This window comes from Arthrobacter globiformis, assembly GCF_030815865.1.
In the GTDB taxonomy this organism is placed as follows: domain Bacteria; phylum Actinomycetota; class Actinomycetes; order Actinomycetales; family Micrococcaceae; genus Arthrobacter; species Arthrobacter globiformis_B.
The window spans coordinates 3271194-3296478 of record NZ_JAUSXI010000001.1; the positions used below are offsets into that span (position 1 = coordinate 3271194).

At 66.5% G+C, this 25285-nt stretch carries 21 protein-coding genes; 6 read left to right on the forward strand and 15 right to left on the reverse strand.

Features of this window, described 5'->3' with window-relative positions; genetic code table 11:
• The first annotated feature begins 341 nt into the window (after positions 1-341).
• Positions 342-1259, forward strand: coding sequence for a GerMN domain-containing protein (locus tag QFZ33_RS15015; RefSeq protein ID WP_307031834.1), 918 nt, complete (start codon positions 342-344; stop codon positions 1257-1259).
• 67 nt (positions 1260-1326) lie between these two features.
• On the opposite strand, the gene QFZ33_RS15020 is transcribed toward QFZ33_RS15015, so the two are convergent.
• From QFZ33_RS15020 to hrcA, 3 genes are read right to left on the reverse strand one after another with little or no spacing between them, the layout of a single operon-like run.
• A complete protein-coding gene (locus QFZ33_RS15020; RefSeq protein WP_307028728.1) occupies positions 1327-2097 on the reverse strand; it encodes a 16S rRNA (uracil(1498)-N(3))-methyltransferase in 771 nt (256 codons plus the stop codon).
• Between the two features lie 2 nt (positions 2098-2099).
• Positions 2100-3227 (reverse strand): molecular chaperone DnaJ, encoded by a 1128-nt coding sequence (gene dnaJ / locus QFZ33_RS15025; RefSeq protein WP_307028730.1) that lies wholly within the window; start codon positions 3225-3227, stop codon positions 2100-2102.
• Between the two features lie 58 nt (positions 3228-3285).
• The gene (gene hrcA, locus QFZ33_RS15030) at positions 3286-4299 is read right to left on the reverse strand and encodes a heat-inducible transcriptional repressor HrcA (protein WP_307028732.1); all 1014 of its coding nucleotides are present in this window, start codon (positions 4297-4299) and stop codon (positions 3286-3288) included.
• Between the two features lie 211 nt (positions 4300-4510).
• Here hrcA and QFZ33_RS15035 point away from each other — a divergent pair, with 211 nt between their 5' ends.
• Together QFZ33_RS15035 and QFZ33_RS15040 are read left to right on the forward strand one after the other, a co-directional pair.
• The gene (locus tag QFZ33_RS15035; protein WP_307028734.1) at positions 4511-5365 is read left to right on the forward strand and encodes a DUF3097 domain-containing protein; all 855 of its coding nucleotides are present in this window, start codon (positions 4511-4513) and stop codon (positions 5363-5365) included.
• Positions 5366-5494: 129 nt separating this feature from the next.
• Positions 5495-5914 (forward strand): DUF4870 domain-containing protein, encoded by a 420-nt coding sequence (locus QFZ33_RS15040; RefSeq protein ID WP_214856845.1) that lies wholly within the window; start codon positions 5495-5497, stop codon positions 5912-5914.
• Between the two features lie 102 nt (positions 5915-6016).
• Here the strand turns inward: QFZ33_RS15040 and hemW are convergent, their stop codons facing one another.
• Positions 6017-7246 carry a radical SAM family heme chaperone HemW gene (gene hemW, locus QFZ33_RS15045; RefSeq protein ID WP_307028737.1) on the reverse strand — a complete coding sequence of 410 codons (1230 nt, stop codon included), beginning with the start codon at positions 7244-7246 and terminating at the stop codon, positions 6017-6019.
• 36 nt (positions 7247-7282) lie between these two features.
• Positions 7283-9136 carry a translation elongation factor 4 gene (lepA, locus tag QFZ33_RS15050; RefSeq protein ID WP_214856836.1) on the reverse strand — a complete coding sequence of 618 codons (1854 nt, stop codon included), beginning with the start codon at positions 9134-9136 and terminating at the stop codon, positions 7283-7285.
• Positions 9137-9317: 181 nt separating this feature from the next.
• Here lepA and QFZ33_RS15055 point away from each other — a divergent pair, with 181 nt between their 5' ends.
• Together QFZ33_RS15055 and rpsT are read left to right on the forward strand one after the other, a co-directional pair.
• On the forward strand, positions 9318-9863 hold the full coding sequence (locus tag QFZ33_RS15055; RefSeq protein WP_307028740.1) for a type II toxin-antitoxin system PemK/MazF family toxin: 546 nt from the start codon (positions 9318-9320) through the stop codon (positions 9861-9863).
• 185 nt (positions 9864-10048) lie between these two features.
• The gene (gene rpsT / locus QFZ33_RS15060) at positions 10049-10309 is read left to right on the forward strand and encodes a 30S ribosomal protein S20 (RefSeq protein WP_214856828.1); all 261 of its coding nucleotides are present in this window, start codon (positions 10049-10051) and stop codon (positions 10307-10309) included.
• Positions 10310-10480: 171 nt separating this feature from the next.
• Here rpsT and QFZ33_RS15065 read toward each other — a convergent pair whose 3' ends face one another.
• The 8 genes from QFZ33_RS15065 to leuS form a co-directional block, all read right to left on the reverse strand.
• A complete protein-coding gene (locus QFZ33_RS15065) occupies positions 10481-11527 on the reverse strand; it encodes a hypothetical protein (protein WP_307028743.1) in 1047 nt (348 codons plus the stop codon).
• A gap of 59 nt (positions 11528-11586) precedes the next feature.
• Positions 11587-12600, reverse strand: coding sequence for a DNA polymerase III subunit delta (gene holA / locus QFZ33_RS15070; protein ID WP_307028745.1), 1014 nt, complete (start codon positions 12598-12600; stop codon positions 11587-11589).
• A complete protein-coding gene (locus tag QFZ33_RS15075; RefSeq protein ID WP_307028748.1) occupies positions 12537-14258 on the reverse strand; it encodes a ComEC/Rec2 family competence protein in 1722 nt (573 codons plus the stop codon). Before QFZ33_RS15075 ends, holA begins: the two co-directional genes overlap by 64 nt.
• A 226-nt stretch (positions 14259-14484) precedes the next feature.
• The gene (locus tag QFZ33_RS15080; RefSeq protein WP_307028749.1) at positions 14485-15450 is read right to left on the reverse strand and encodes a ComEA family DNA-binding protein; all 966 of its coding nucleotides are present in this window, start codon (positions 15448-15450) and stop codon (positions 14485-14487) included.
• A gap of 162 nt (positions 15451-15612) precedes the next feature.
• The gene (locus QFZ33_RS15085; RefSeq protein ID WP_214856812.1) at positions 15613-15798 is read right to left on the reverse strand and encodes a hypothetical protein; all 186 of its coding nucleotides are present in this window, start codon (positions 15796-15798) and stop codon (positions 15613-15615) included.
• Between the two features lie 115 nt (positions 15799-15913).
• Positions 15914-17539, reverse strand: a complete 1626-nt coding sequence (locus QFZ33_RS15090) for an HNH endonuclease signature motif containing protein (RefSeq protein WP_307028751.1) — start codon at positions 17537-17539, stop codon at positions 15914-15916.
• A 94-nt stretch (positions 17540-17633) separates the two neighbouring features.
• Positions 17634-18677, reverse strand: a complete 1044-nt coding sequence (locus QFZ33_RS15095; protein WP_307028753.1) for a DegV family protein — start codon at positions 18675-18677, stop codon at positions 17634-17636.
• Positions 18678-18768: 91 nt separating this feature from the next.
• Complete coding sequence (gene leuS / locus QFZ33_RS15100) at positions 18769-21294, reverse strand: leucine--tRNA ligase (RefSeq protein WP_307031836.1); 2526 nt, start codon at positions 21292-21294, stop codon at positions 18769-18771.
• Positions 21295-21849: 555 nt separating this feature from the next.
• Here leuS and QFZ33_RS15105 point away from each other — a divergent pair.
• Positions 21850-22767, forward strand: a complete 918-nt coding sequence (locus QFZ33_RS15105) for a hypothetical protein (RefSeq protein ID WP_307028755.1) — start codon at positions 21850-21852, stop codon at positions 22765-22767.
• A 141-nt stretch (positions 22768-22908) separates the two neighbouring features.
• Here the strand turns inward: QFZ33_RS15105 and glpK are convergent, their stop codons facing one another.
• Positions 22909-24423, reverse strand: a complete 1515-nt coding sequence (gene glpK, locus QFZ33_RS15110; protein ID WP_214856808.1) for a glycerol kinase GlpK — start codon at positions 24421-24423, stop codon at positions 22909-22911.
• 99 nt (positions 24424-24522) lie between these two features.
• Entirely contained in the window at positions 24523-25269 is a 747-nt protein-coding gene (locus QFZ33_RS15115; RefSeq protein ID WP_307028758.1) for an MIP/aquaporin family protein, read from the reverse strand.
• Between the last annotated feature and the right edge of the window lie 16 nt (positions 25270-25285).

A 25285-nucleotide genomic window follows, 5' to 3' on the forward strand; every position in this document is an offset into this window, starting at 1 on the left:
GTGACGGCCTGGGGCCTTAAGTTCCCTCCAGTTCGGAAAATAACTCGTTTGTGTCTTTACATCTTACGCCAGCGCTCGCCCCTGCCTGCCGTCCGGGAAGGTCACGCGACCGCATTTCTGTAACGCGTTCCCGCAATTAGATATCAACTTTGTATCGGCCTCATATCGTTCCCGTTGCAGTTCGGCCGCCTGCCCCGAAAGGCACGGTGTGGCCCAAAGTCTCGTGTAATGCTGGAAAAGGAGCCCGCCGGCAACGGTCGGGCGTGCCCGCAAGCAACTGCTCATTCGAAGGGATCGCCAGCATCAGTCAGCCAGGAACTCCGGGCCGGAAAGCACCGCGGATTCGCTCCGTAGTGCTCTCGGCGCTGCTTCCGGCTGCCTTGCTGCTCTCCGGATGCATTGCCGATCCCGATCCTGCTGTGACATCGGCCAACTCTCCGACCTCCTCGTCGCGCCGGGCCGCCGGCACGGACGGCGTTCCCACTACCAGCGCGCCGCTGGAAACGACGCAGTCCTCGAACAAGGCGCCCGTTTACTGGATTGGGCGGAGCAACAGCAACGTCTTCCTGTACCGCGAGTTCCGCGACGTGCCGGACGATGAGAACCCGATCACGCGGGCCCTGCGGGCCATGATGTCGGAGACGCCGCTGGATCCGGACTTCTTCACGCCGTGGCAGAACCCCAAGAACCTGGCGACGTCGATCTCGGGCACCAATGTCATTACCGTGGACGTTTCCGCGGATGCCTTCAACAGCAACCTCGACGCAGACATGGCCCAGCGGGCCATCCAGCAGCTGGTCTACACTGCGACAGCCGCCGGGGCCAGCTCGGGCCTGATCGACTCCGGCCAGCAGATCGAGGTGGTGATCCTGGTGGACGGGCACACCGATTACATGGCGTTCAAGCACGTGAAGCTCGGTGCCCCCACGTCACGCAGCGCCGGAATGGTGGCACCGGTGTGGATCATCGATCCGCAGCAGGGCACCGAAGTCGGCGACGGACGGGTCAAAATCGCCGGACGAAGCACCGTCCCCAACGGCAAACTCCACTGGCGCATCCTTAAGGTCCAGGACAACGGCGACAAGGAAAGCTATCTGACCGGGGAAGCCACGGCCGCAGCGGATCCCGCCGCCTCCGGGGTCTTCGGCATCACGGTCAACCTCGCGCCCGGCAACTACGAGGTGCGCGTCTCCCAGATCGGCCCGGGTAAGCCCGAGGACGAACTCAACGTGGACTCACGGGGGTTCACGGTTCGCTAGCGGCCCCCTCAGCGAAGCGTTCGCTGGCTGAAGTTCCCAGCGGCCTGGACTTACCAGCAGCCTGGACTTACCAGCGGCCCAAGACGTCGCTGGCAACCACGACGCCGGCCGGTCCCGCCGTCGATGACCGCAGGACGTGCGGTCCCAGCAGTGCCGTAATAGCCCCGGCGCTGCACAACCGGGTGACCTCGCGGGGGCTGATGCCTCCTTCGGGACCAACGATGAGGAGGACCTCGCTGGGGTCCGACGCATCCTGGCGCTCCTCCGACCACTTGCCCAGGACCCGCCGCAGCGGCGTCACCGCGTCTTCGTGCAGGATCACGGCAAGGCCGGCGTCCGCCACTTCCTTGGCCAGCGCCTGGGTGTCGACGGCGGGCCTCACCTCGGGGATCCAGGCGCGGCGCGCCTGCTTGGCGGCGGCCGTGACGGCCGACTGCCATTTGCCGTGCGCCTTGGCCGCCCGGTCACCCTTCCAGCGGACGATGGAGCGTTCCGACTGCCATGGAATCACCGCGTCGATGCCCAGCTCGGTGGCGGTTTCGATCGCCAACTCGTCCCGGTCACCCTTGGCGAGGGCCTGCACGAGAACGAGGCGGATGTCCGGCCGCGGTTCCACACTGACGGAGGTGCATTGAACCGTCAGCTCGGCGGGGGCAGCTTCCGTCACGGTTCCCGTGATGCGTTTGCCGGCGCCGTCGGCTATGTCAACCTGCTCGCCCACTGCCAGGCGCTTCACGGTGACCGCGTGCCGGGCCTCGGCACCGTCCAGGACGAACAGCGAACCGGGAACAGTGCTGTCCAGCGCGCCGGCCGGGGTGAAGAAGACGGGGTTGCTCACCGCTACAGGTTACCGAGGCGGTCCCGCAACTTGGCGAAGACGCCACCGCCGGCCGCGAGCTTTCCCTCGGAGAACTGCTCGCCGCGGAGCTTGGCCAGCTGCCGGAGCAAATCCTCCTGGGCCGGGTCGAGCCTGGACGGCGTTTCCACCTGCAGATGGACCTTGAGGTCGCCGCGGCCGTAGCCGCGCAGGTGGGTGACGCCGAGGCCGCGGAGGGTGATGATCTCGCCGGACTGCGTGCCCGCCTTGACGTCGATCTCCTGCTTGCCGTCGAAGGTTTCCAGGCTCAGCTCCGTGCCGAGGGCAGCGGCGGTCATGGGAATGTTCAGTGTCGCGTGGAGATCGTCGCCCTCGCGGACATACGTGGGGTCGTTGTTGACGCGGATTTCCACGTAGAGGTCGCCGGACGGCCCGCCCGCTGGGCCGGCCTCGCCCTGGCCGGAGAGCTGGATCCGCGTTCCGGTGGCCACACCGGCCGGGACCTTGATGGTCAGGGAGCGGCGGCTGCGGATGCGGCCCTGGCCGCTGCACTCGTTGCAGGGGTCCTTGATGACGGTGCCGAAGCCCTCGCACGAGCCGCAGGGGGCGGCGGTCATGACCTGGCCGAGGATGGAACGGACCGCCCGCTGCACCTGGCCGCTGCCGCCGCAGATGTCGCAGCGTTCCGGGTGGCTGCCCTCGCGGCAGCAGGACCCTTCGCAGGTGGGGCAGGTGACGGCCGTGTCCACTTCCAGCTTCTTGTTGACGCCGAAGACGGCATCGCGCAGGTCGATCCGCACGCTGATGAGCGCGTCTTGGCCGCGGCGGACGCGGGACGCGGGGCCGGAGGTGCCGCCGGCGCCGAAGAAGGTGTCGAAGATGTCCTGGAACGCGAAGCCCTGGCCGGCATAGCCGCCGCCGCCAAAGCCGTTGTCCGTGCCGTTCTCGTTGCCGGTGGTGTCGTAGACCCTGCGCTTCTGCGGATCGGACAGCACCTCGTAGGCGTGGGTGACGGCCTTGAACCGTTCGGCGGCGTCTTCCCCGGGGTTTACGTCCGGGTGAAGCGAGCGGGCCAGCTTGCGGTAGGCCTTTTTGATCTCCTCGCCGGTGGCTTCCGCGGAGACTCCAAGAACGTCGTAGTGGCTGCTCAAAGTTCGTTTCTCTTCCTGGTTGTACTGCCTGTGGTCAAAGGATGTCCGGCGCGTGCGGTCACGGGCCCAGAATCCTCGAAAGGTAGCGGGCCACCGCGCGCACGGCGGCCATGGTGGTGGGATAGTCCATCCGGGTGGGGCCAAGGATGCCCACCTTGGCGGTGGCGTCGGGGCCGTAGCCGGTGGCCACCACCGACGCCTCGGCCAGCCCGTCGTAGGGGTTTTCGCGGCCGATGCTGACGGCCACGCCCCGGGGGTCCTGTGCCATGTCGCTCAGGAGCCGCAGCATCACCACCTGCTCCTCGAGGGCCTCCAGCACGGGTCCGATGCTGAGTGGGAAGTCAACGTTGGACCGCGCCAGGTTGGCTGTTCCGGCCAGGACCATCCGGTCCTCCCGGCTGTTGTGCGCCAGGCCCTCCAGCCCCTTGCCGAGGGCCATGGCAACGGGGCGCTCGGCCGGCGTGCAGCCGGCCACGACGGAGGCCAGGTGCTGGGGCAGGATGGCCACCGGCGTTCCGCCCACACCGGTCATGAACCGGGTGCGCAGGGTGGCAAGAGTGTCGTCTGACAGGTCCTGCCCGGCGTCGACGACGCGCTGGTCAACCTTGCCGGAGTCTGCGATCAGCACGATCAGCACCTTCCGCGGTGCCAGCAGCACAAATTCGATGTGCCGGACCACGGCCCGGCTCAGGTGCGGGTACTGCACGACGGCGACCTGGTTGGTCAGCTGGGACAGGAGCCGGGCCGTCCGGTCCAGGACGTCGTCGAGGTCCTCGGACCCCTCGAGCAGGGTCTGGATGGCACGCTTCTCCGCCGGGGAGAGCGGCTTGACCGCCGAGATCTGGTCGACGAACAAGCGGTAACCCTTGTCCGTGGGAATCCTGCCTGCACTGGTGTGCGGGGCCGTGATGAGGCCCTCATCCTCCAGTGCCGCCATGTCGTTGCGGATGGTGGCGCTGGAAACGCCCAGATGGTGCCGTTCCACCAGGGCCTTGGAGCCGACGGGTTCGCGGGAATGGACATAGTCCTCCACGATGGCGCGCAGCACCTCAAGCTTCCGTGGTTCGCTCACAGTCCACCTCCTTTTGGCCGTAACCGCGCCGGGCTTAATCCTGCCCGCAAACGCTGTAGTTAGCACTCGACATGCCTAAGTGCTAACAAGTCTAATATGAGTCACCGCGTTGTTAGCATTGGTACCGCTCCGGGCGAAATTCCGGGCGACTGTCCCCCGGCGGCATGCCCGCGGCCGGAGCGGCTCCGTCCTAGTGCAAAGCGGTGAACGAATGCAGTACCAGACCTGGGGCCCGCAGGAGATCGCAGCGCCTGCCAAGAACAGCCTGCCCGAGGTGCCGGTGGAGCGCGGCATGGTTCTCGAGGACGTCCAGTCCGGCTGGGTGGGCGCAGTGATTCGGGTGGAGAAATCCGGCGGCATGCACGTGGTGGCGCTCGAAGACCGCCGGGGAAAATCCCGGTCCTTTAAGCTTGGTTTCGGATTCCTCCTGGACGGCCAGCCGATCCGCCTGATGCCTCCGGCGCCCAAGGCGAAGCCCGCGGGATCGGGCACGGCTGGACGGACGGCGTCGGGCTCGGTGCGGGTGGAAGGGCAGCGCGCCCAGGTGGCTAAGGCCAGCCGGATCTGGGTTGAAGGCAAGCATGATGCCGAACTCGTGGAAAAAGTCTGGGGCGATGACCTCCGGGTGGAGGGGATCGTCGTCGAGCCCCTGCACGGCATCGATGACCTGGCAGCGGCCGTTGCCTCCTTCCGTCCCGGCCCCGGCCGCAGGCTGGGCGTTCTGGTGGACCACCTGGTCCCGGATTCCAAGGAGTCCAGAATCGCCGACGCCGTGATGGCCTCCCCCGGCGCCGCCGGAAACGTGCTGATAGTAGGCCACCCGTACGTCGACGTCTGGCAGGCGATCCGGCCGTCGGTACTGGGCATTCCGCAGTGGCCTGTGGTGCCGCGCGGCACTGACTGGAAAACCGGCATCCTCACCGCCTTCGGCTGGCCGCACGAGACCAAGGAGGACATCGGCCTCGGCTGGCAAAAACTTCTCGGCGCCGTGCGCACCTACGCCGACCTTGAGCCCGCCCTCCTGGGCCGGGTGGAAGAGGTCATCGATTTCCTCACAGTTCCGTAGCCACAGCCCCGCTATTCGGCGTTCCGCCCGCTATTGCCCCTACGGCCCGGTATCCTTGGTACGGCACCACCGCACCGCGGCCCCGGCGCCAAGGCACTATCGCACCAACGCAAGCTTAAGGAAGACACCGTGGCAGAAGACGCTCGCGACCGCAGGGACACAAAGTCCGGCCAGGACCTGCCCCAGTACCATGGCGTTCCGGCCAATGCGCTTCCGCTGACCGCCAGCGAGGACCGGCAGTGGGCCACCCTGGCGCACTTCGGCGGCATCCTCGGCTGTGTTCCGGCGCTGCTGATTTACCTCATCTTCCGCGACCGCGGCCCGTTCACCGCGCAGGAGTCCAAGGAAGCCCTTAACTTCACGCTGCCGCCGACGATTGCGGCCTTCGTGGCCAATCTGCTGGTGCTGCTTCCCGTCGTCGGCAATCTGTTCGCCGTCCTGGCCACCCTCATCTGGATTGCGCTGACCTGCTTCGCAGTGTCCGCAGGTGTCCACGTCAACAAGGGCCAGCCGCACCGGTACCAGTACAACCTCCGCTGGATCAAGTAACCGCGCACGATCAAGGTGGGCCCACGCCGCAGGGTCCCCTGGACGTGGAGCCGCTCGGCGAGGGCCCGGCCCGAGCTTGCGAGGTTAGGGTTCGGTTGGGGACTAGTCCGGCAGGATCCTGCGGACCACGGCGTCGGCCAGCAGGCGGCCCTTCAGTGTGAGAACCAGGCGGCCTCTGAAGGCTTCCTCGGGCGCCACGAGGCCGTCGGCGATCAGTCCCGCCACGGCTTTCCTGCCGGATGGCGACAGGGCAGCGGTCTCGAGCCCTGAGGAAAGCCGGGCTTCCAGCATGACCTTTTCGACGCCCCGGGTTTCGGCGTCGAGCGTTTCGCGTCCTGCCGCCGGCGAGACGCCTGAGCCCAGCCGTCCGGCATAGGCGGCGGGGTGCTTGACGTTCCACCAGCGCACCCCGCCCACGTGCGAGTGCGCGCCCGGGCCGATGCCCCACCAGTCGTCCCCGCGCCAGTAGGCGAGGTTGTGGCGGCACGCCTGCTCCGGCGTCGCGGACCAGTTGCTGACCTCGTACCAGTGGAGACCGGCGTCGGTGATCATCCGGTCGGCGAGTTCGTATTTGTCGGCATGGTCGTCGTCGTCAATTCCGGGAACTTCGCCGCGCCGGATCTGGGCGGCGAGCTTGGTGCCGTCCTCAACGATCAGCGCGTAGGCGCTGATGTGGTCCGGCTGGTACGACAACGCCGTCTCGAGCGAAAAGCGCCAGTCCTCGAGGGACTCCCCCGGTGTTCCGTAGATCAAGTCCAGGCTGACGGCCAGCCCGGCGTCGCGCGCCCACTGCACCACGAGCGGAACACGGCTCGGCGTGTGCGTGCGGTCGAGCACCTTCAGCACATGGGGCACAGCGGACTGCATGCCGAAGGAGACCCGTGTGAAGCCCGCATCGGCAAGCAGCTGCAGTGATTCCGGCGTGACGGAGTCCGGGTTGGCCTCCGTGGTCACTTCGGCCCCCGGTTCGATCCCCCATGTGTCGATGGCGGCACGGAGGATTCTGGCCAGGTCCTCGGCGGGCAGGAGCGTGGGCGTGCCGCCGCCGAAAAACACTGTACTGAGCTTGCGGGCGGGCAGGCCCGACTGCTCAAGGACCCGCGCGGCAAAGTCCACTTCCGAGATGGCGGTGGAGGCGTACGCGTCCTGGGATGCTCCGCCTCCGAGCTCAGTTGCGGTGTAAGTGTTGAAGTCGCAGTAACCGCATCGCACCGCGCAGAACGGGATGTGCACGTAGAGCCCGAAAGCCCGGGCGGGCGCACCGTCTGCCGCCTGTTGCGGCAGCAGTCCATCCGACGGCGCGGGGTCGCCCAGGGGAAGAACGCTAGGCATGGGTGCGGCCTCCGGAGGTTCCGGCCACGGTCATCACTACTTCTTGGCCTTGTCCTTGGATTCGTCGGTGGTCAGTGCTGCGATGAAGGCTTCCTGCGGCACTTCCACGCGCCCCACCATCTTCATCCGCTTCTTGCCTTCCTTCTGCTTTTCCAGCAGTTTGCGCTTACGGGAGATGTCGCCGCCGTAGCACTTGGCCAGAACGTCCTTGCGGATGGCGCGAATGGACTCACGGGCGATAATCCGGGACCCGATGGCTGCCTGGATCGGCACTTCGAACTGCTGGCGCGGAATGAGTTCGCGCAGCTTGCCGGTCATCATCACACCGTAGGCGTAGGCCTTGTCCTTGTGGGTGATGGCGCTGAAGGCGTCCACCTGTTCGCCCTGGAGCAGGATGTCCACCTTGACCAGGTCGGCGACCTGTTCGCCGTCGGCCTTCCAGTCCAGCGAGGCGTAGCCGCGCGTCTTGGACTTGAGCAGGTCGAAGAAGTCGAAGACTATCTCGGCCAGCGGCATCCAGTACCGCAGCTCCACCCGGTCCTCGGACAGGTAGTCCATGCCGCGCATGACGCCCCGGCGGCCCTGGCACAGCTCCATGATGGCGCCGACAAACTCGTTGGGGGCCAGGATGGTGGCGGCCACCATGGGTTCGCGGACCTCGTTGATCTTCCCGGAGGGGAACTCGCTGGGGTTCGTCACAGTGATCACGTTCTTGTCCTCGAGCGTGACCTCGTAGACCACGTTCGGCGCCGTGGAGATCAGGTCCAGGTTGAATTCGCGTTCGAGGCGCTCACGGACGATCTCCAGGTGCAGGAGGCCGAGGAAGCCCACGCGGAAGCCGAAGCCGAGGGCCGCGGAGGTTTCCGGTTCGTAGATCAGGGCTGCATCGTTGAGCTTGAGCTTGTCCAGGGCGTCGCGGAGCACCGGGTAGTCGGTGCCGTCCAGCGGGTAGAGGCCGGAGAACACCATCGGCTTGGGGTCCGCATAGCCGCTTAGCGACTCCGCCGCGGGCTTGGCGAGATTGGTGACGGTGTCGCCTACCTTTGACTGGCGGACGTCCTTCACGCCGGTGATGAGGTAGCCCACCTCGCCGACACCGAGGCCCTTGGAGGGCGTCGGCTCCGGGGAGCTGACGCCGATTTCCAGGAGCTCGTGGCTGGCCTTGGTGGACATCATCTGGATGCGCTCACGCGGGTGGAGCATGCCATCCACCACACGGACGTAGGTGACCACGCCGCGGTACGTGTCGTAGACGGAGTCGAAGATCATGGCCCGGGCAGGTGCGTCCGGGTCGCCGACGGGTGCGGGCAGATCGCGCACGATCTTATCCAGCAGCGCCTCGACGCCCACGCCGGTCTTCCCGGAGACCAGCAGCACGTCTTCGGGATCGCCGCCGATCAGGCTGGCCAGTTCGGCGGCGTACTTCTCCGGCTGGGCGGCCGGCAGGTCGATCTTGTTCAGGACCGGGATGATGGTGAGATCGTTTTCCATGGCCAGATACAGGTTGGCCAGCGTCTGGGCCTCGATGCCCTGCGCGGCATCCACCAGCAGAACGGCGCCCTCGCAGGCGGCGAGGGAACGGGACACCTCGTAGGTGAAGTCCACGTGGCCCGGCGTGTCGATCATGTTCAGCGCGTAGTTCACACCGCCCAGTTCCCAGGGCATGCGGACAGCCTGGGACTTGATGGTGATGCCGCGCTCTCGCTCGATATCCATGCGGTCCAGATACTGGGCCTTCATGTCGCGGGACTGTACGACGCCGGTGAACTGCAGCATGCGGTCGGCCAGGGTGGACTTACCGTGGTCAATGTGCGCGATAATGCAGAAATTCCGAATGATGGCCGGATCTGTCGCGGCGGGCACCGGGGCGGTGCGGGCCATGGGAGACACGCAGGGTCCTTACTGTTGGCATTTCAGCGGCGTTGTTCAGGCTGAACTCTGGCCATCCTGCTGCCTGCCGCATATCTGAACCTCTAGTCTCCCACGTCCCGGGCGCTGGCAGTACATTTTGAGAGGCCCGCACGCCCGGAGGTCCGGGAGCTCCGAAGGCCGCGCGGGTAGGGTGGCCCGCATGGCTTTGAACTTCTCCTCGATCGGCGGCGCCGTCCGCGCATCGCTCCGCTTCCTCGGCGTGCTGAGGCAACCGGCGGCCACTAAGCCGGCACCCGCCCCGGGCAGGTCCGGAAACACACTCCGGCGCCCGGCCGGCGTCACAGGTACTTACCCGGGCGACTTCACCGGCACGGCGACGCTGCGGTACTCCCCCTCCCCGGACGGACGCCCCGACCCCGGCGAGATCGTATGGACCTGGGTTCCCTTCGAAGAGGACCATTCGCGCGGCAAGGACCGGCCGGTCCTTTTGGTCGGCGGCCACGGGAGGTATCTGCTGGGTCTGATGCTGACCAGCAAGGACCATGACGGCCACCCCCGCGGCCGCCGTGACTACGTGGATATCGGCACAGGGACCTGGGACAGGCAGGGCCGCCCCAGCGAGGCCAAGCTGGACCGCGTCCTGCAGATCCATCCGGCCGACATCCGGCGCGAGGGGTCGGTGCTGGACCGGAGGAAGTTTAGGCTGGTGGCGGACGAGTTGCGTCGGCTGCACGGCTGGAACTGACTGCGGCGCGCCGTCCGCGCCCTGAATGGCCACACATGGCCCCGGCCTGCTACCATTTATAGCTGTGTGTCCGTGCAGGTCGACGGTCACTGATGGCTGGTCGCCATAGGTATCCCCACGCCGCTCAGTCAAGGCCAGCTTGAAAGCCCTCTAGACCATTTCCGCATTACAAAGAGAGTTCACACGTGGCAAATATCAAGTCCCAGAAGAAGCGCATCCTGACCAACGAGAAGGCTCGCCTGCGCAACAACGCAGTCAAGTCCGAGCTGAAGACGGCCATCCGCGCCGTCAACACCGCTGTTGAGTCCTCCGACAAGGACGCTGCTTCTACTGCGCTCGTTTCTGCCAGCCGTAAGCTGGACAAGGCTGTCAGCAAGGGTGTTCTGCACAAGAACAACGCTGCAAACCGCAAGTCGGCGATCTCCAAGAAGGTCAACGCACTCTAAGGTTTTCCAGTTCAACTGAACTGATGCTTGTGGCCGGCACCATTGGTGCCGGCCACTTCTCTTTTAACTTCCGACGGCGGGACTCCCGACGGCGGTCCCGGACCCGGCCCCCTCTGCCCGGCTACCAGGGCCGCTGGGACTGACTGCTCTCCTTGGCAACCCCTGGCTGGACTACCTCTGTCTGAGCCAAGGGCCGGACCCTTGACTGCGCCAGTGGGAGGGGGCGGCGCCCGGCGTGAGGACGTCGTTGAGCCAGTAGGTCTCATCGGGATTCCAGCCCGCCAGTACTGTCCGCTCAAGCACTGCACGAGACGGTCCGGCGGATGGCCTTGCGGCAAGGGCGAGTCCGGCGGTCGTGAGGTATCCCCAGAGCGTGAGATGAACGCCGTCGTAGTCGGCAGCAACGGCGGACCAGTCGGGAACCAGCCAACGGGCGGCGATCCCTGTGGTCCGCCACCAGTCGTGGCGTTTGGCCAGGCTGACGTCCATCGGATACCGCGCAGCCAGCTCGGTCCACGCCGCTGGGCCTTCGATCTCATACACGTGGGAGTCCGGCCGCGGTACGAGTGGCCAGACGGTTGCCTGCTTCCACCCGGGGTGGTCCTCGACCAGCAGGAGACCAATGGCGCCGAGTTCCGGCAGGCCTCTGGTGGTGGTGAGCAGCTCGGATGGTCTGGGCGTGGACCACCACCAGCCGCCCCAGTTCGCGGCCGGGTTCTCCGGCCGTTTGGCCGCCTGGCGTTCGTCAGCAAGGGCGGCCGCCTTCCAGCCGGCCAGCTTTCTGGCTGCCCCGCCCGGAACCGGCGGCTGGCCTTTTCGTTCGTCTGTCCACTGCACGCAACACTGGTGGTCCCTGTCCAGGAACCCGGGACCCCACCACGCGGCAAGTGCATCAGCCAAGGCGTGGGCAACCGGTTCCAGAGACAACCGGATGGCGGGCTGTGCGAGGAGGGCGTCAGTTTCGTCCGGCTGCTGCCAGTAACGCGCGGCGTGCACCGCCTGGGTGAGGCCAGCCAGCAGCGCCCCGCCACTGGCTGATTCAGCAGCCGTTACGGATGCCGGGCTGCGGAGCGCCTCGGCCAATTCGCTGGCAAGTCCCGGATCCTGGGGATATTCCGCGGCTGGGGCAGCCAAGGTCCAGATTTCCGGTCGCGCTGCCGTGAGAACCCCGAGGCAGAACTGGCGCCCGCGCGGACCGCTCAACAGATCGTCAGTCACAACCCCACCTCCTGACCCCGTGCCCACAAGCTCAGCACGGTCTACAAGCCAGGGAAGTGCTAACGGCCGCGGGCGGCGGCAGCAATGACCGTGACCGCGTGCTCCACGGCGTAGACCGGATCACGCGAGAGCCCCTTGACCTGCGCGTCGGCTTCGGCCGTGACTTGGATGGACCGGGCCAGGCCCTCCGGCGTCCACCTCCGGACGTCCCGCTGCGCCTGCTCCACCAGCCACGGCTGCATGCCCAGCTGCTTGGCGATCTGTGCCGATGATCCCTTGGCACCCGCCACCTTGGCGACGGTACGCAGCTTGGCTGCCAATGCCGCCACCAGCGGTACCGGATCGGCGCCCGTTGCCAGCGCGTGCCGGAGTGTGGACAGGGCCACGGGACCGTTGCCGGCCATGGCGGCGTCGGCCACCTTGAACGCCGTGGCCTCCACTCTTCCGCCGTAGTAGCGGTCGACCATGTCAGCATCAACGGCAGTGGAGGCGTCGGCAATGAGCTGGCTGCATGCCGCCGCCAGTTCTGACAGGTTAGCGCCGACAGCGTTGACCAGCGACTGGACTGCCTCCGGGGTGATCCGCCTGCCGGCCGCCTTGAACTCCGCCGTAACAAAGGCGGTCTTTTCCGCATCCTTCTTCAGCGGCTGGCAGTCGACAGTGGGCCATCCCCCGGCCTTAACGGCATCGAGGAGCTTCTTGCCGCGGGTTCCGCCGCCGTGCCGGAGCACGAGGACAGCGTCCTGTTCCACGTGCTTGAGATACGTCAGTGCGTCCGTCAGGAAGGCATCGTTCATCGATTCGAGGCCGTCCACCTCGATCAGCTTGTTCTCGCCGAACAGTGACGGACTGACATGCATGGCAAGCGCCCCGGCCTCGTATGCCCCGGCAGTGAGCCTGCTGACCTCCACGTCCGGCGCAGCCGCGCGTACCTGCGACCGGACACGGTCCATCGCCCGGATGCCGAGGTACTCCTCGGGACCCGTAATCAGGACGACCGCTGCAGGGGTTACGTCCCGCCATGTCGCCGAATTGGCGGCGGACGTCTTCGGTCGTTGCTGGGCAGCGGCCACTGGTGGTTCCTCCCGGGGTTCGGATTGCAGACTCTAAGTCTCCCACGGACGCTCGGGCCGCCGCGGCGGAACGTGGCCTCCGGCAGCCGGTCAAGGAGGCGGGCGGTGCCAGCGTGCGCCGCTAGGACCAGTTTGATGGTGCCGGCGGGATGGGCGGCCATCCACACGGACTGCAATGCGACAACGGAGAACAGCAGCATGGTCAGCAACCCAAACATGCCCTCCGGCCAGGGCGGCGCGGCACCGGGCAGACCGGCGGTGAACCTGGCGACGGCTGCCACACCACTGGCAAAGAAGCCCGCCCCGCCGATCAGCACCGCCGCCAGCCAAGGCGCGAGGGGCAGGAGCGCCACGGCCGCCGTGCCCAGGATGGTCACGGGCGCTACGAGCGGGGCAACGAGGACGTTGGCCAGCAGCGAGTAGGTGGAAAACTGTGGTTGCAGCACCACAATGACGGGGCCGCACAGCACCTGGGCTGACAGGGGCACGGCAACAGCAGCCGCCACCCAGCGTGGCACGCTCGGCGGAAACCAGCCCAGGATGCAGCGTCCCAGCACAATGATCCCCAGGGTGGCCAGGACCGAGAGCAGGAACCCAAAGCTGACGCCCAGTTCCGGCTCCATGAGCAGCAGGGCAATCACGGCCAGGCAAAGGAAACTCAGTCCGCGGCCGGCCCGGCCGCCTGCCAGGGATGCCAAAGCAATCGCACCCATCAGCGATGCCCTGAGCACGCTCGCATCGGGACCAACCATGAGGACGAACAAGCCGAGGCCCGCGAGGGCGACGGCTGCGGCCGGAATCCTGGCTAGGCGCAGCGAGCGTGCCGCCAACAGCAGGGCGCCGAGTATCAGGCTGCAGTTGGCGCCGGACACCGCCGTCAGGTGAGTCAGGCCCACGGTCTTCATGGCTGTCTCGAGCTCCTCGCTGAGGCCGCCGGTATCGCCCGTGACCATGCCCGGGAGGAGGCCCCTCGCGTCGGGGGCCAGCCAGCCGGCGGCAGAGGCGAACCGCTTGCCCAGAGCGGCCGGCGCCTGCTGCCAATCCTGCAATGCTGCGAGCTGGACGGGCGGTGATGACGCAGTCAGGATCGCCGCCTCCACCCGGCCCGGGTCTGGAGGCCGGAGCTTTCCGGTGATCCGAAGCAACTGGCCCGTGCCGGCGTGCTGCCACTCCTGTCCGCTGATGATGACCACCGGCAGATGCGCATGCATTACCAGGCCGCCCGACGTCAAGGACCGGAGCACCGAAGCCACAGCCCAGCGTTCGGCATGCCCGGAGGGGCCGGGCGTCTTGAGGGCACGGGGCGCCCCGGTGATCTCGGCTTCCGCCACGACTGATGCACGCGCGGCGATGAGTCCCGCCACCTGCTCGTCGTGGCGCTGGGCCGACGACACGGCCGAATGGGCAGCCGATGCCGCGGCGAGCATGAGTGCTGCCGTAAGGGTGGTCAGGAAACTGCGCCGCCAGCGTCCTTCGGCTTTCTTCCTCCGCAGAAGCATGGCGAGCAGCACTCCGGCGCACGCGGCGAGGCTGCCCCACACAAGCAGAAGGATGCCTGGTGCTAGCCACGGCCCGGCTGCGGCGGCTGCCCACACCAGCAGTGCGGTCGGGGCAAGGCGAAGGTCGGTCCGGCGCCGGTTCGGTTCGGTTTCGGCCATGTCCTGTCCGTCCGGCAGCAGACGACGGCGAATGTCAGCGCGGATCTTCTGGCTGAGGGCACTCGTGGGACCGGGATGGGGCGGAGGCTGTGACGGCAAGGAATCAAGAGGGGCGGAATCACCGGATAGGCGTTCGCCCGGCGTGGAGCCGACCCTTGGGAAATCCACGGCCGCCTGGACATAGCGGTGCCATCGGCTGGCCGCGCGTTCGTTCCTGCTATCCATGTCAGACGGTCACCAATGGAAGCAACGTTTCCAGCATTTTGGGGCCGACTCCGTCGACGGCGTCCAGTTCCTCGGGCGACTTGAAGGGGCCCTGCTGTGTGCGCCAGTCGACGATGCGCTGGGCCAACACCGGGCCAACCCTCGGCAGCTCGCCGAGTTCTTCCACGGTGGCGGTGTTGAGGTTGATCTTGCCGCCGGCACCGTCGCCTGCAGGCCCGCCGGTTCCGTCGGTTTCGGCGGCGCCTGCTCCTGATGTGCCGGCCGGGGCGGATTCGTCCGCTTGCGCAGCACCGGACGTGTCAGCCGGTGCTGCCTCGCCGCGGCGCGGTACGTGGATTTTCTGGCCGTCTTCCAGCGGGGAGGCGAGATTGAGGCGGTCGAGGTCGGCCTCCGGCCTGGCGCCCCCGGCGGCGGCGATGGCCTCATGTACCCTGCTTCCGCGCGCGAGCCGGACCACTCCAGCCCTCTTCACCGCTCCGGCGACGTGCACCACGACATTCCCGGCCGCTGTCCCGTCACTGTCTTTGCCGTCACCGCCCGGCCCACTGCTTTCCGTACCGCCGCTGTCCGGGTTACTGCTTTCCTGGTCAGGATTGCTGGCGGCCGATTTTCCCGCGGCGTCGTGGGTGACTGAACTGAGCGGGAGGACAACAGGACCGTTGGCAGCCACCTGCCACCAGAGCAAGGCTCCGGCAATCAGCGACAGCACGCCCACCAATGCCGCGACACGGATGCCCAGTCTCCAACGGAACCGCGGCTCGGCAGCTTCGCCGGACGCCGCAGAAGCCGCGGAAACAGCCCCCGTGCCGTAAGCGAAGCCGCTCCCCGTTCCCACCTCCAGCAGCCCAGTGGGGTCGTCCGGCGACGGGACTTTCTCTTCATCGCAGGGAAGGCCGGGCGAGGCATGCGGTCCGAGCGTGGCGGCCAGCCTTCTGGCCGCCCGCCCATCTGACGCCCGGCTCTGCACGGGGCGACCCTCAACGTTGCCACGTCCACCGCCGGCGCGCCCCCCGCCAGCGCGCGGTTGAGCGCTGGTTGCGGCTCCAGCGGTCCGACGTGACATATCCACCACACTAGGAAGCCGACAGTCCGCCCGACAGCCCCGGGCTGCGCTATGTGGATAGCGCCACTACCGCTGGTAGGTGATGTAGGCCTCGTATTGGACGCGCCATTTCTCCGGTTCCTTGGGATCAGGGATGGTGGTGGTGAGGAACTGGACGCTGGTCACCTGGCCCTTCAGGTACTTCATCCAGTTCGTGACTTCGTCGGCCACATCCCGGTCCAACTGGGCGACATGGTGGACTTGCATGGACATGGGAGCCTCCTTGCTCGGTGGGGAGACTGTACTACCAGCGGCCAGGCACTGCTAGGCCGGGACAACTTGATGAACGAGACGCTGTCGTGACAGGCGCCCGGGCCCGGCCTTCCTCCTACGCTGCTGCGGACGATGCCCACTCGGGCCATGGATCCACCGGCAGTGGGGGTCCAGAGCCGTCGGGAGCTTCCGGGCTTCCGACACCGTCAAGGTCGTCGGGTGCTTCCGAAGATTCGGGGCCTGGATAGTCGTCGAACCCGTCGGACCTATCGGGTCCGTCTGGCCAGTTCGGTGGATCCGGTCCGTCGGGCGGCTCCGGCCAATCTTGGCCGGGTGGCAGTTCTGGCCAGCTGGGTGGTTCCCAGTCCTGATACTCAGCCTGGTAGGACCGACCCGAGGGTGAAACCCAACCAGGCGGGGCGTCACGGGTCGCGCCGACGGGTCTCCACGCCGTGGTGTGTTTCAGGCGGTGGTGTTTCGGGCAGGGCTGGCCAAGGTTGGCGACGCCGGTGCCGCCGCCGTCGGACCAAGCCAATAGGTGGTCGGCGTCGTTGTCCAAGGAGTAATTGTTACAGCTCGGGGACGTGCACTTGGCGTCGCGGAGCCGCAGCCATTGGCGCATCGGCTTCGTCAGCCGGTAGCTGGTGCGGCCGATCTCCAACGGCGCCCCATCCCGCGGATCGGTTAGCACACGCAGGAACGACGTCCCGCCGTCGGCAACCAGGCGTCGCGCCATCGACGGCGGGATCGGCCCGTAACCGTCCAGCGTCGCCGGTTCCTCCGACACTCCGAGCAGAGAAAACACCGGAACCGTGACCAGGACCTGCGCCGTGGGGGTCGGCACCTCACCGACCGGCACGGATTCTGCGGGCGGGCCGTCGACCGCACTGTCAACTGGGTGGCCTGCTGTGAGCAGCCACGTGGCGAAGGCATCGACCCGCAGCTGGGCCAGAGTCCGGGATTCGGTCGGGCCCTGCATAGCGCGGGCGGCGGCGGTGGTACTGTCCCAGATCCCGGCCGCCTGGTCGGTCGGCAGGTACGCCGACAGCCAGGCCATGCCGTCCCGGGCCGGGACGTACTCCAGCCGCCGGTCCTTCGCACTCTTGGTGTGCCGGGTTTCGATGCTGACCGGGTGGTGCCGCTCCCGCCAATAGCGGGCCTTGGCCCGGAACCTCGCCGGCGTCAGCTCCCCGGCCGCGCAACCCCGCGCGTACCCGGGCGCGTCCGGGTCCAGGAAGTGGGCCTCAAAAGCAGCGGCGGCGGCGCGATCCAGCCCGTCGGTTTCGTCGCACATGATGCGCGCGTGCTGCCAGGAAATAGCCCCTGCCTGAAGGCTGGCGAGCGTCAACGGCTGGTCCGTGGTCAGCGAGGCCGATTCGGACAGAAGGCGTGCCGCCGACCCCTCACTCACAGTCAGCGCGCCAGCAACCTCGGCAGTAACGGACATCCGCCGGACGGTGCGGTCCTGCACGGACGTACCAGGCGGAGTCAAAGCCTCCTCCGCCGCGGCGAAACCGGCGGCGAACTGCACCTTCACGGCCGCCAGCCGCGCCTCCATCCTGGCTACCGCAGCAAGACCGTCCAGGCACGCATCCGCCTGATCCCCCAGTGGATCCGCCTCATCCGGCAGCTCACCCACGCCGGCCGGGCCCGGATCGCCCGCCCGGCGGAGCTCAGCAGCCAGTGCAAGAGCGGAGGCACCGATGGCCTCCAACGTCTCCGCAACTGCTGCGTTATCCATGCCCACAGCATGACAGGGGGCACCGACAAAAACGCCGTGACAAAGAAACGCGGCACGGAGCCGAGCCGGCTCGCATCAAGTGCCGCTTGCAAGCCTAGGTGGCCGCCTCAGTACCGCTGGCGCCGGCTGCCTTGGACGGGGCGGCGAGGCAACCGGCAACGGACGAGCTGCTCTCCCCCACGATCACCGCCAGGACGCCGAGCCCGGCGTGAGCCGCCAGTACAGCAGGTAATGAGCTGATCTGGGCTGGCGGGCAGGCCGGAAGCTTCGCCGCCAGGCGGGCCGCGAGCATATCGGCCTCGTGCCGGTTGCCGAAATGGTGGATGGCCAGCCGCGCCTCCCCCAGTGGCCGGCCCGCGGCCTCCGCCACCACGATCTCCTCAAGCCGGGCAATGGCTCTGGCCGCAGAGCGGACTTTTTCCAGCGGAACGATCTTGCCGTCGTCGACCGCGAGAATCGGCTTGATGGCCAGCATGGCTCCGACCAGCGAGGCTGCAGCGCCGATGCGTCCGCCGCGCCGCAACTGCTCCAGGCTGGGCACATAGAAATACACCTTGGACCGTGCCGCGCGTTCCTCGGCCAGCCGGCGCACCTCGCCGGCTCCGCGGCCGTCCGCCGCTGCCACCACGGCACTCTGGACGGCGAGTCCCTGCGCCATTCCCACGGTGCGGGTGTCCAGCACCTCGACAGGGATCTTGACCCGGCCGGCCGCGAGGCGGGCGGCATCAGCGGTGCCGGAAAGGCCACCGGAGATGTGGATGGATACGACAGACTCGAAGCCCTGCCGTTCAGCGGCCAGATAAGCCTGCTCAAACTGTCCCGGCGACGGGCGGGAGGTCTTAACCGGCTTAGCGGCGGCCAGGGCCACGGCGATGGTCCCGGTGATGTCGTCCTCGCCCTCGCCGTAAATCTCCTCGCCCACCATGACGGGCATCGGAATGACGGCCAACCGGCCGTTGATGGAGAAGGCCCGCACCCAATCGGCGGGCAGCGCGGCAGCGGAATCCGTCACCACCGCGGTACGGACGACGACGGCGGGCTCGCCCGTGGGCGGGACCTGGCCCGGCCTGGTGGCCTGGCGAAGACGGACCAGATGCTCCTTTAACCACAGCCAGGCTGCCGGTTCGCGGTCGATCACGGCACACCTCCTGCAGTTGTTTCCGGCCGCCGGCGGTGCCGGCGGCCGGAGCCCGGCCAGCCAGTCGCCGCCGGCTACTCAAATAACGCTGCTAGGCCGGGACGATGTTCACCAGTTTAGGTGCCCGCACGATCACGGTCCGGATGCCCCGGCCGTCGAGGGCGCGCTGGACATTCTCGGAGGCCAGCGCTAGCTCACGCAGTTCGTCCTCGGAGATGGCCGGTGAGACCTCGAGCCGGTCCCTGACCTTGCCCTGGACCTGGACCACAGCGGTGACGGTTTCCTGCACCAGCAGCGCGTCGTCGTGCGCAGGCCAACCCGCATTTGCCACAGAGGCGGGGTGCCCCAGGACGTTCCACAGGTCTTCGGCCGTGTAGGGCGCGAAGAGGCTCAGAATGACGGCCACTGCCTCGACAGCTTCGCGGACGGCAGGGTCGGCGCCGCCGGCACCCGAGTCGATGGACTTGCGGGTGGCGTTGACCAGCTCCATCAGCTTGGCCACCACGACGTTGAACTTGTTGTTGTCCAGCAGTTCAGCGGCATCGGCGATGGTCCTATGCGTGACGGTGCGCAGCGCACGGTCACCGGCGCTGAAATCAACACCGGGGGCGCTGGACACGTCTTGGCCAAGGCGCCAGGCGCGTGCCAGGAACTTCGCGGAACCCGACGGCGAAACGTCCGCCCAGTCGACGTCGTCCTCGGGCGGCGAGGCGAAGATCATGGTGAGCCGGACGGCGTCGACGCCGTACTTGTCCAGCTGCTCCCCCAGGTCCACACCGTTGCCCAGCGACTTGCTCATGGCTTTGCCGCCGTTGAGCACCTGGCCCTGGTTCAGCAGCGCGCTGAAGGGCTCGTCCGCCGCCAGCAGGCCCATGTCGTGGATGACCTTGGTAAAGAAGCGGGCGTAGAGCAGGTGCAGGATCGCGTGCTCGACACCGCCGACGTACTGTCCCACCGGCATCCAGTCGTTGATCTTCGCGGGATCGAACGGGCCCTCGGTGTAATCAGGGGAGACGAAACGCAGGAAGTACCAGGACGAGTCCACGAAGGTGTCCATGGTGTCCGTGTCCCGCTGGGCTGCACGTCCGCAGTTCGGGCACTCGACATTGACCCATTCGGCGGCCGCGGCCAGGGGGGAAGTGCCCCTCGGGGACAGCGCCTCGCCACGTAGGTCCTCCGGAAGCGTCACTGGCAGCTGCTCGTCGGGTACAGGCACTTCGCCGCATTCGGCACAGTGGATGATGGGGATTGGGGTGCCCCAGAAGCGCTGGCGGCTCAGGAGCCAGTCACGCAGCCGGAAGTTCACGAACTTCTCCCCGGTGCCCTGTTTGCCGAGGATTTCGATCGCGGCCGGAATGGCCTCTGCCTTGGGAAGGCCGTCGAGCTGACCGGAATTGATCAGGGTGCCCTCGCCCGCTGTTGCCTTACCCGAGACGGCGGGATCCTCCTCGCCGGTGTCCAGCACCGCGCGCACAGGCAGCCCGAACGCCTTGGCGAAATCGAGGTCGCGCTGGTCGTGCGCCGGGACGGCCATGATGGCGCCCGTGCCGTAGTCAGCCAGGACGTAGTCCGCGGCCCAGACGGGCAGTTTTTCGCCGTTGAGAGGATTGATGGCGTAACGGCCGGTGAACACACCGGTCTTTTCCCGCTCGGTGGACTGGCGTTCGATGTCCGAAAGGGCCTTGACCTTCTCACGGTAGGCCATTAGTGCGTCGTGGTGTTCAGGGGTGACCAGGTCCAGGGCCAGGTGCGCGTCCGCGGCCACGACGAAGAACGTGGCCCCGTGCAGGGTGTCCGGACGCGTAGTGAAGACGGTGACTTCACGCTGGGCACGTCCGTCAGAAGCCTCGATCACGAACCGAACATGCGCGCCTTCCGAGCGGCCGATCCAGTTCTTCTGCATCGCCAGTACCCGCTCGGGCCAATGCCCCTGCAGCTCGGACATGTCGTCCAGCAGCCGGTCCGCGTAGTCGGTGATCTTGAAGTACCACTGGTTCAGAGACTTCTTGGTCACAGCCGTGCCGCAGCGCTCGCAGGCTCCGTTGACCACCTGCTCGTTGGCCAGCACGGTCAGGTCCTTCGGACACCAGTTGACCGGTGAGTCCTTGCGGTAAGCGAGGCCTCGCTCGTAGAAGCGCTTGAACAGCCACTGGGTCCAGCGGTAGTACTCCGGATCGGACGTGTGCAGCCGGCGGGACCAGTCAGCGGAAATGGCGTAACGCTTGAAGGAAGCAGCCTGGGTGTCGATGTTGGCGTAGGTCCACTCGCTCGGGTGGGCGTTGCGCTTGATCGCCGCGTTTTCCGCGGGCAGCCCGAACGAGTCCCAGCCGATCGGGTGCAGCACGTCGTATCCCTGCTGGCGCAGGTACCGCGCCACCACGTCGCCCATGGCAAAGGCCTCGGCGTGGCCCATGTGAAGGTCGCCGGACGGGTAGGGGAACATGTCCAGGACGTAGCGGCGCTCCCGCGAACCGTCGTCGGCGGGGGTGAAAACCTTCAGTTCTTCCCACACCTGCGGCCACCGGGCCTCCATCGCCGCGAAGCTGTACGCGCCCTCTTCGGGCGTCTCGGCTCCACCTGCTGCTGTTCCGGTTTCGGTCTCCGGCTGAACGCTCACTGCTGCCCTCTTCTGTTCTGTCATGACCTCTGTCCTGTCACAACGGTCTGATCCCCGCCGCCCGCCGGGAAGGTCTCCCCGGACACACAAAAGCCCCTCGACATGGAGGGGCGGCCGCTTGATTATCCGTATTTGTTCGGGATACCAAGCGGCTAGCTAAGCAGAAGGATCGCACGCATAAAACTACTTTAGCGTCTCTGCGGGTCCATGCTGAAACAGGCACCGCCCCGGCCCACCAAGAAGGGCGCAGAACGGATGTAGAAGGCGCGGCGGCTTTGCAAGAAATCACCATTGCCAAACCGTAGAAGCAGGTACACCATTTACACCAAGCGCATGGGGTCGACCCCAGGCGCATGGGGGCAGGGCAACGGTCTCGGCTTGAGGAGCCTGCAGTGGACCGGTTGCCTGCCCAGGACGGAATGTCCCCGGCATGTCATGCCCAACGCCAGGTCCCGCATCAACAGCGTGTGCAGCGCATCCAGCCTGCCTCGCCTTGCCGCGCGCTGCCCTGAGTGCGGGTATCAGCCGAACACTCGTCAGAGAAAGGCAACAGAAATGCTCATACACAAGAAGCACCTGACGGCGCTGGGTTCTGTGCTCATGCTGTTTCTGGCTACGTTCACGTCGACCTCCGGGGCGGCTGCGGCGTCCACGGCGTCCCAGGAACTGTGCGGGCCAGGCTCGGCCACGACGTTCCACAGGGCGGACTTCCCAAAGAAGCCGAAGGTCACCAACATGTGGTTCCCGCTGAAGCCGGGCATGCAATATACGACCACCGGCACTGTCAAGACAGCCACCGAAACCACCAAGAGGACGGTGGTCCACACCGTAACGGGACTGACCAAGGTAGTGGACGGCGTGAAAACCTTGGTGATGTGGGACAGGGACTACAGCGACGGCGAGCTGGCCGAGTCCGAGCTTGCCTTCTTCGCCCAGACCAGAAAGGGCGACGTGTGGCTGTTTGGGGAGTACCCGGAAGAGTTTGAGAACGGAAAATTCGTTGGCGCCCCCAGCACTTTCATCAGCGGGTTGGACAAGGCGAAGGCGGGCATAGCCATGAAGGCCAAGCCCCGGATTAGCGGCCCTCACTACATCCAGGCGTACGCCCCGGAAGTCGATTTCCTGGATTGCGGAGATGTCATCAAGAAGGACCAGCAGGTGCGGGTGTCCACGGGCAATTACAAGAACGTGCTGGTTGTCGACGAATACAATCCACTGGAACCGGCCAGCGCGGGCCATCAGCGGAAGTTCTATGCACCGGGCACGGGCCTGGTTAAAGTGACGGCCGTGGGCGGGGCTGAACAGGAAACCATGGACCTCGTCAAGATCAGGAAACTCAGCACAGACCAGCTGAGGCAGGTCAACCGGCAGGCCCTTATGATCGACAAGCATGCGTACTCGGTCAGCAAGTCCGTCTATGCCAAGACACCGCGCGCCGAAGTTGCCGCGCCGGGTGACGCTGACGACGACTAAGCTCGCCTGAGCAGGCAACGGCCCGGAAACCGTGACGTTCACGGCGTCCGGGCCATCCTGTTTCCCGATCTGTCCGGGAGTTAGTTCAGGTGCCCACAGGGAGTTCCTGGGACCCCATGCCCTGGTCGCATGACACAGCCGTTACCTCACGTCCCCGTCGACCCAGTCCATGGACTTGGTGACCGCCTTCTTCCAGAGCCGGAGCTGCCTTTCCCGCTCCTCGGTATCCAGGTTCGGCTCCCAGCGCTTGTCCTCGGACCAGTTGGCGGACAACTCGCCAAGGTCCTTCCAGAAACCGACGGCGAGGCCGGCCGCGTAAGCGGCGCCCAGCGCGGTGGTTTCCACGACCTTCGGGCGGATAACCGGGACACCGAGGATGTCCGCCTGGAACTGCATGAGGGCATCATTGGCGACCATGCCGCCGTCGACCTTCAGTTCGGTGAGCGGGACGCCCGAGTCGGCGTTGACGGCATCCAGCACCTCGCGGGTCTGGAAGGCCGTGGCCTCGAGGGCGGCCCTGGCGATGTGGCTCTTGTTGACGAACCGGGTCAGGCCCACGATGGCGCCGCGGGCATCCGAGCGCCAGTAGGGCGCGAAGAGTCCTGAGAACGCGGGCACGATGTACACGCCGCCGTTGTCCTTCACCGAAGCCGCGAGGGACTCCACCTCGGGGGCGCTGCTGATCATGTTCAGGTTGTCGCGCAGCCACTGGATAAGCGAACCGGTGACGGCGATCGATCCCTCCAGTGCGTAGTGTGGGGCCGCGTCGCCCAGCTTGTAGCCGACCGTGGTCAGCAGCCCGTTCTTGGAGTGCACGATCTCTTCGCCGGTGTTGAAGATCAGGAAGCAGCCGGTGCCGTAGGTGTTCTTCGCCTCGCCTGTCTCGAACGCAGCCTGACCGAAGGTGGCCGCCTGCTGGTCGCCGAGGATGCCGGCCACGGGAACCTCCCGCAGCAGCTGCGAGGTGTGGACCGTACCGTATACCTCGGAGGAGGACTTTATGGCGGGCATCATGGACGCCGGAACACCGAAGATACCGAGGATCTCCTCGTCCCACTGCAGCGTGTCGAGGTCCATGAACATGGTCCTGGAAGCGTTGGTGACATCGGTGACGTGCACCCCGCCATCCACGCCGCCGGTGAGGTTCCACAGCACCCAGCAGTCCGTGTTGCCGAACACCAGGTCCCCGGCTTCTGCCTTCTCACGGGCGCCGTCGACGTTGTCCAAGATCCACTTGATCTTGGTTCCGGAGAAGTACGTGGCCAGCGGCAGCCCCACTTTCTGCTTGAACCGGTCCGCTCCCCCGTCCTTCGCCAGTTCATCCACGATGGGCTGGGTCCGGGTGTCCTGCCACACAATCGCGTTGTAGATCGGCTTGCCGGTGGTCTTGTCCCAGACGACCGCGGTTTCGCGCTGGTTGGTGATGCCGACGGCGGCGATGTCGTGCCGGGTCAGGTTCGCCTTGGACAGTGCGGAACCGATGACCTCGCGGGTGTTGTCCCAGATCTCCGCGGGATCGTGCTCCACCCAGCCGGCCTGAGGGAAGATCTGCTCGTGTTCCATCTGGCCGGAGGACACAATGTTGCCGCTGTGGTCGAAGACGATGGCGCGGGTGCTGGTGGTGCCCTGGTCGACGGCGATTACGTATTGGCTCATGATGACGTCCTTGTCGTAGTGCTTGCGTTTGAACAGATGTGGTTATGGATTCGGTTTTGAAAGGGGTGCTCTTCGAAAAGGGGTGCAGATGTCAGCGGTTTAGGTGGCTGCTGTGAACACGATGGGAAGGAGCCCCACGAGGCCGGCCAGCGCGCCGCCGACCAGCGGGCCCACCACCGGAATCCAGGAGTAGCTCCAGTCACTCGATCCCTTGCCTTTGATGGGCAGGACGGCGTGCGCGATGCGGGGACCGAGGTCACGCGCGGGGTTGATGGCGTAGCCGGTGGGTCCGCCCAGCGAGACACCGATGCCGACGACCAGAAGCGCCACGGCCAGCGGGCCAAGCCCCGACGGCGTTCCGCCGAAGGTGAGGATGACGAAGACGAGAACAAACGTGCCGATGATTTCCGTGATCAGGTTCCAGGGCGTGGAGCGGATCGCCGGGCCGGTGGAGAAGACGCCAAGTTTGTTCGCAGGCTCGGGTTCGGCGTCGAAGTGCTGCTTGTGCGCGAGCCAGGTGACCACGGCACCAAGGAAGGCGCCGGTAAGCTCACCGCCGAAGTAGGTCAGCGTGGAGGCAAAGTCCACTGGAACGCCTGCCGCATACTCCGGTTTGCCGTTCACAAGAAGGCCCAGCGTGACGGCCGGGTTCAAGTGCGATCCCGACCTGGCGGCGACGTAGACGCCAGCGAAGACGGCGATGCCCCACCCCCAGGTGACCATCAGGAATCCACCGTTGTTGCCCTTCGTGCCTTTGAGCGCAACGTTGGCCACCACACCACAACCCAGCAGGGTCAGCATGGCAGTTCCGAAAACTTCGGAAAGAAAAACCAATCCAAGAGACATCTTTGACTCCTCTATT

Excerpts from the sequence above, each read along its gene's own strand:
- QFZ33_RS15035 (WP_307028734.1), top strand. The coding sequence starts at position 4,511 with ATGCAGTACCAGACCTGGGGCCCGCAGGAGATCGCAGCGCCTGCCAAG.
- hemW (WP_307028737.1), bottom strand. The coding sequence starts at position 7,246 with ATGCCTAGCGTTCTTCCCCTGGGCGACCCCGCGCCGTCGGATGGACTG.
- QFZ33_RS15055 (WP_307028740.1), top strand. The coding sequence starts at position 9,318 with ATGGCTTTGAACTTCTCCTCGATCGGCGGCGCCGTCCGCGCATCGCTC.
- QFZ33_RS15075 (WP_307028748.1), bottom strand. The coding sequence starts at position 14,258 with ATGGCCGAAACCGAACCGAACCGGCGCCGGACCGACCTTCGCCTTGCC.
- QFZ33_RS15085 (WP_214856812.1), bottom strand. The coding sequence starts at position 15,798 with ATGTCCATGCAAGTCCACCATGTCGCCCAGTTGGACCGGGATGTGGCC.
- QFZ33_RS15090 (WP_307028751.1), bottom strand. The coding sequence starts at position 17,539 with ATGGATAACGCAGCAGTTGCGGAGACGTTGGAGGCCATCGGTGCCTCC.
- QFZ33_RS15105 (WP_307028755.1), top strand. The coding sequence starts at position 21,850 with ATGCTCATACACAAGAAGCACCTGACGGCGCTGGGTTCTGTGCTCATG.
- glpK (WP_214856808.1), bottom strand. The coding sequence starts at position 24,423 with ATGAGCCAATACGTAATCGCCGTCGACCAGGGCACCACCAGCACCCGC.
- QFZ33_RS15115 (WP_307028758.1), bottom strand. The coding sequence starts at position 25,269 with ATGTCTCTTGGATTGGTTTTTCTTTCCGAAGTTTTCGGAACTGCCATG.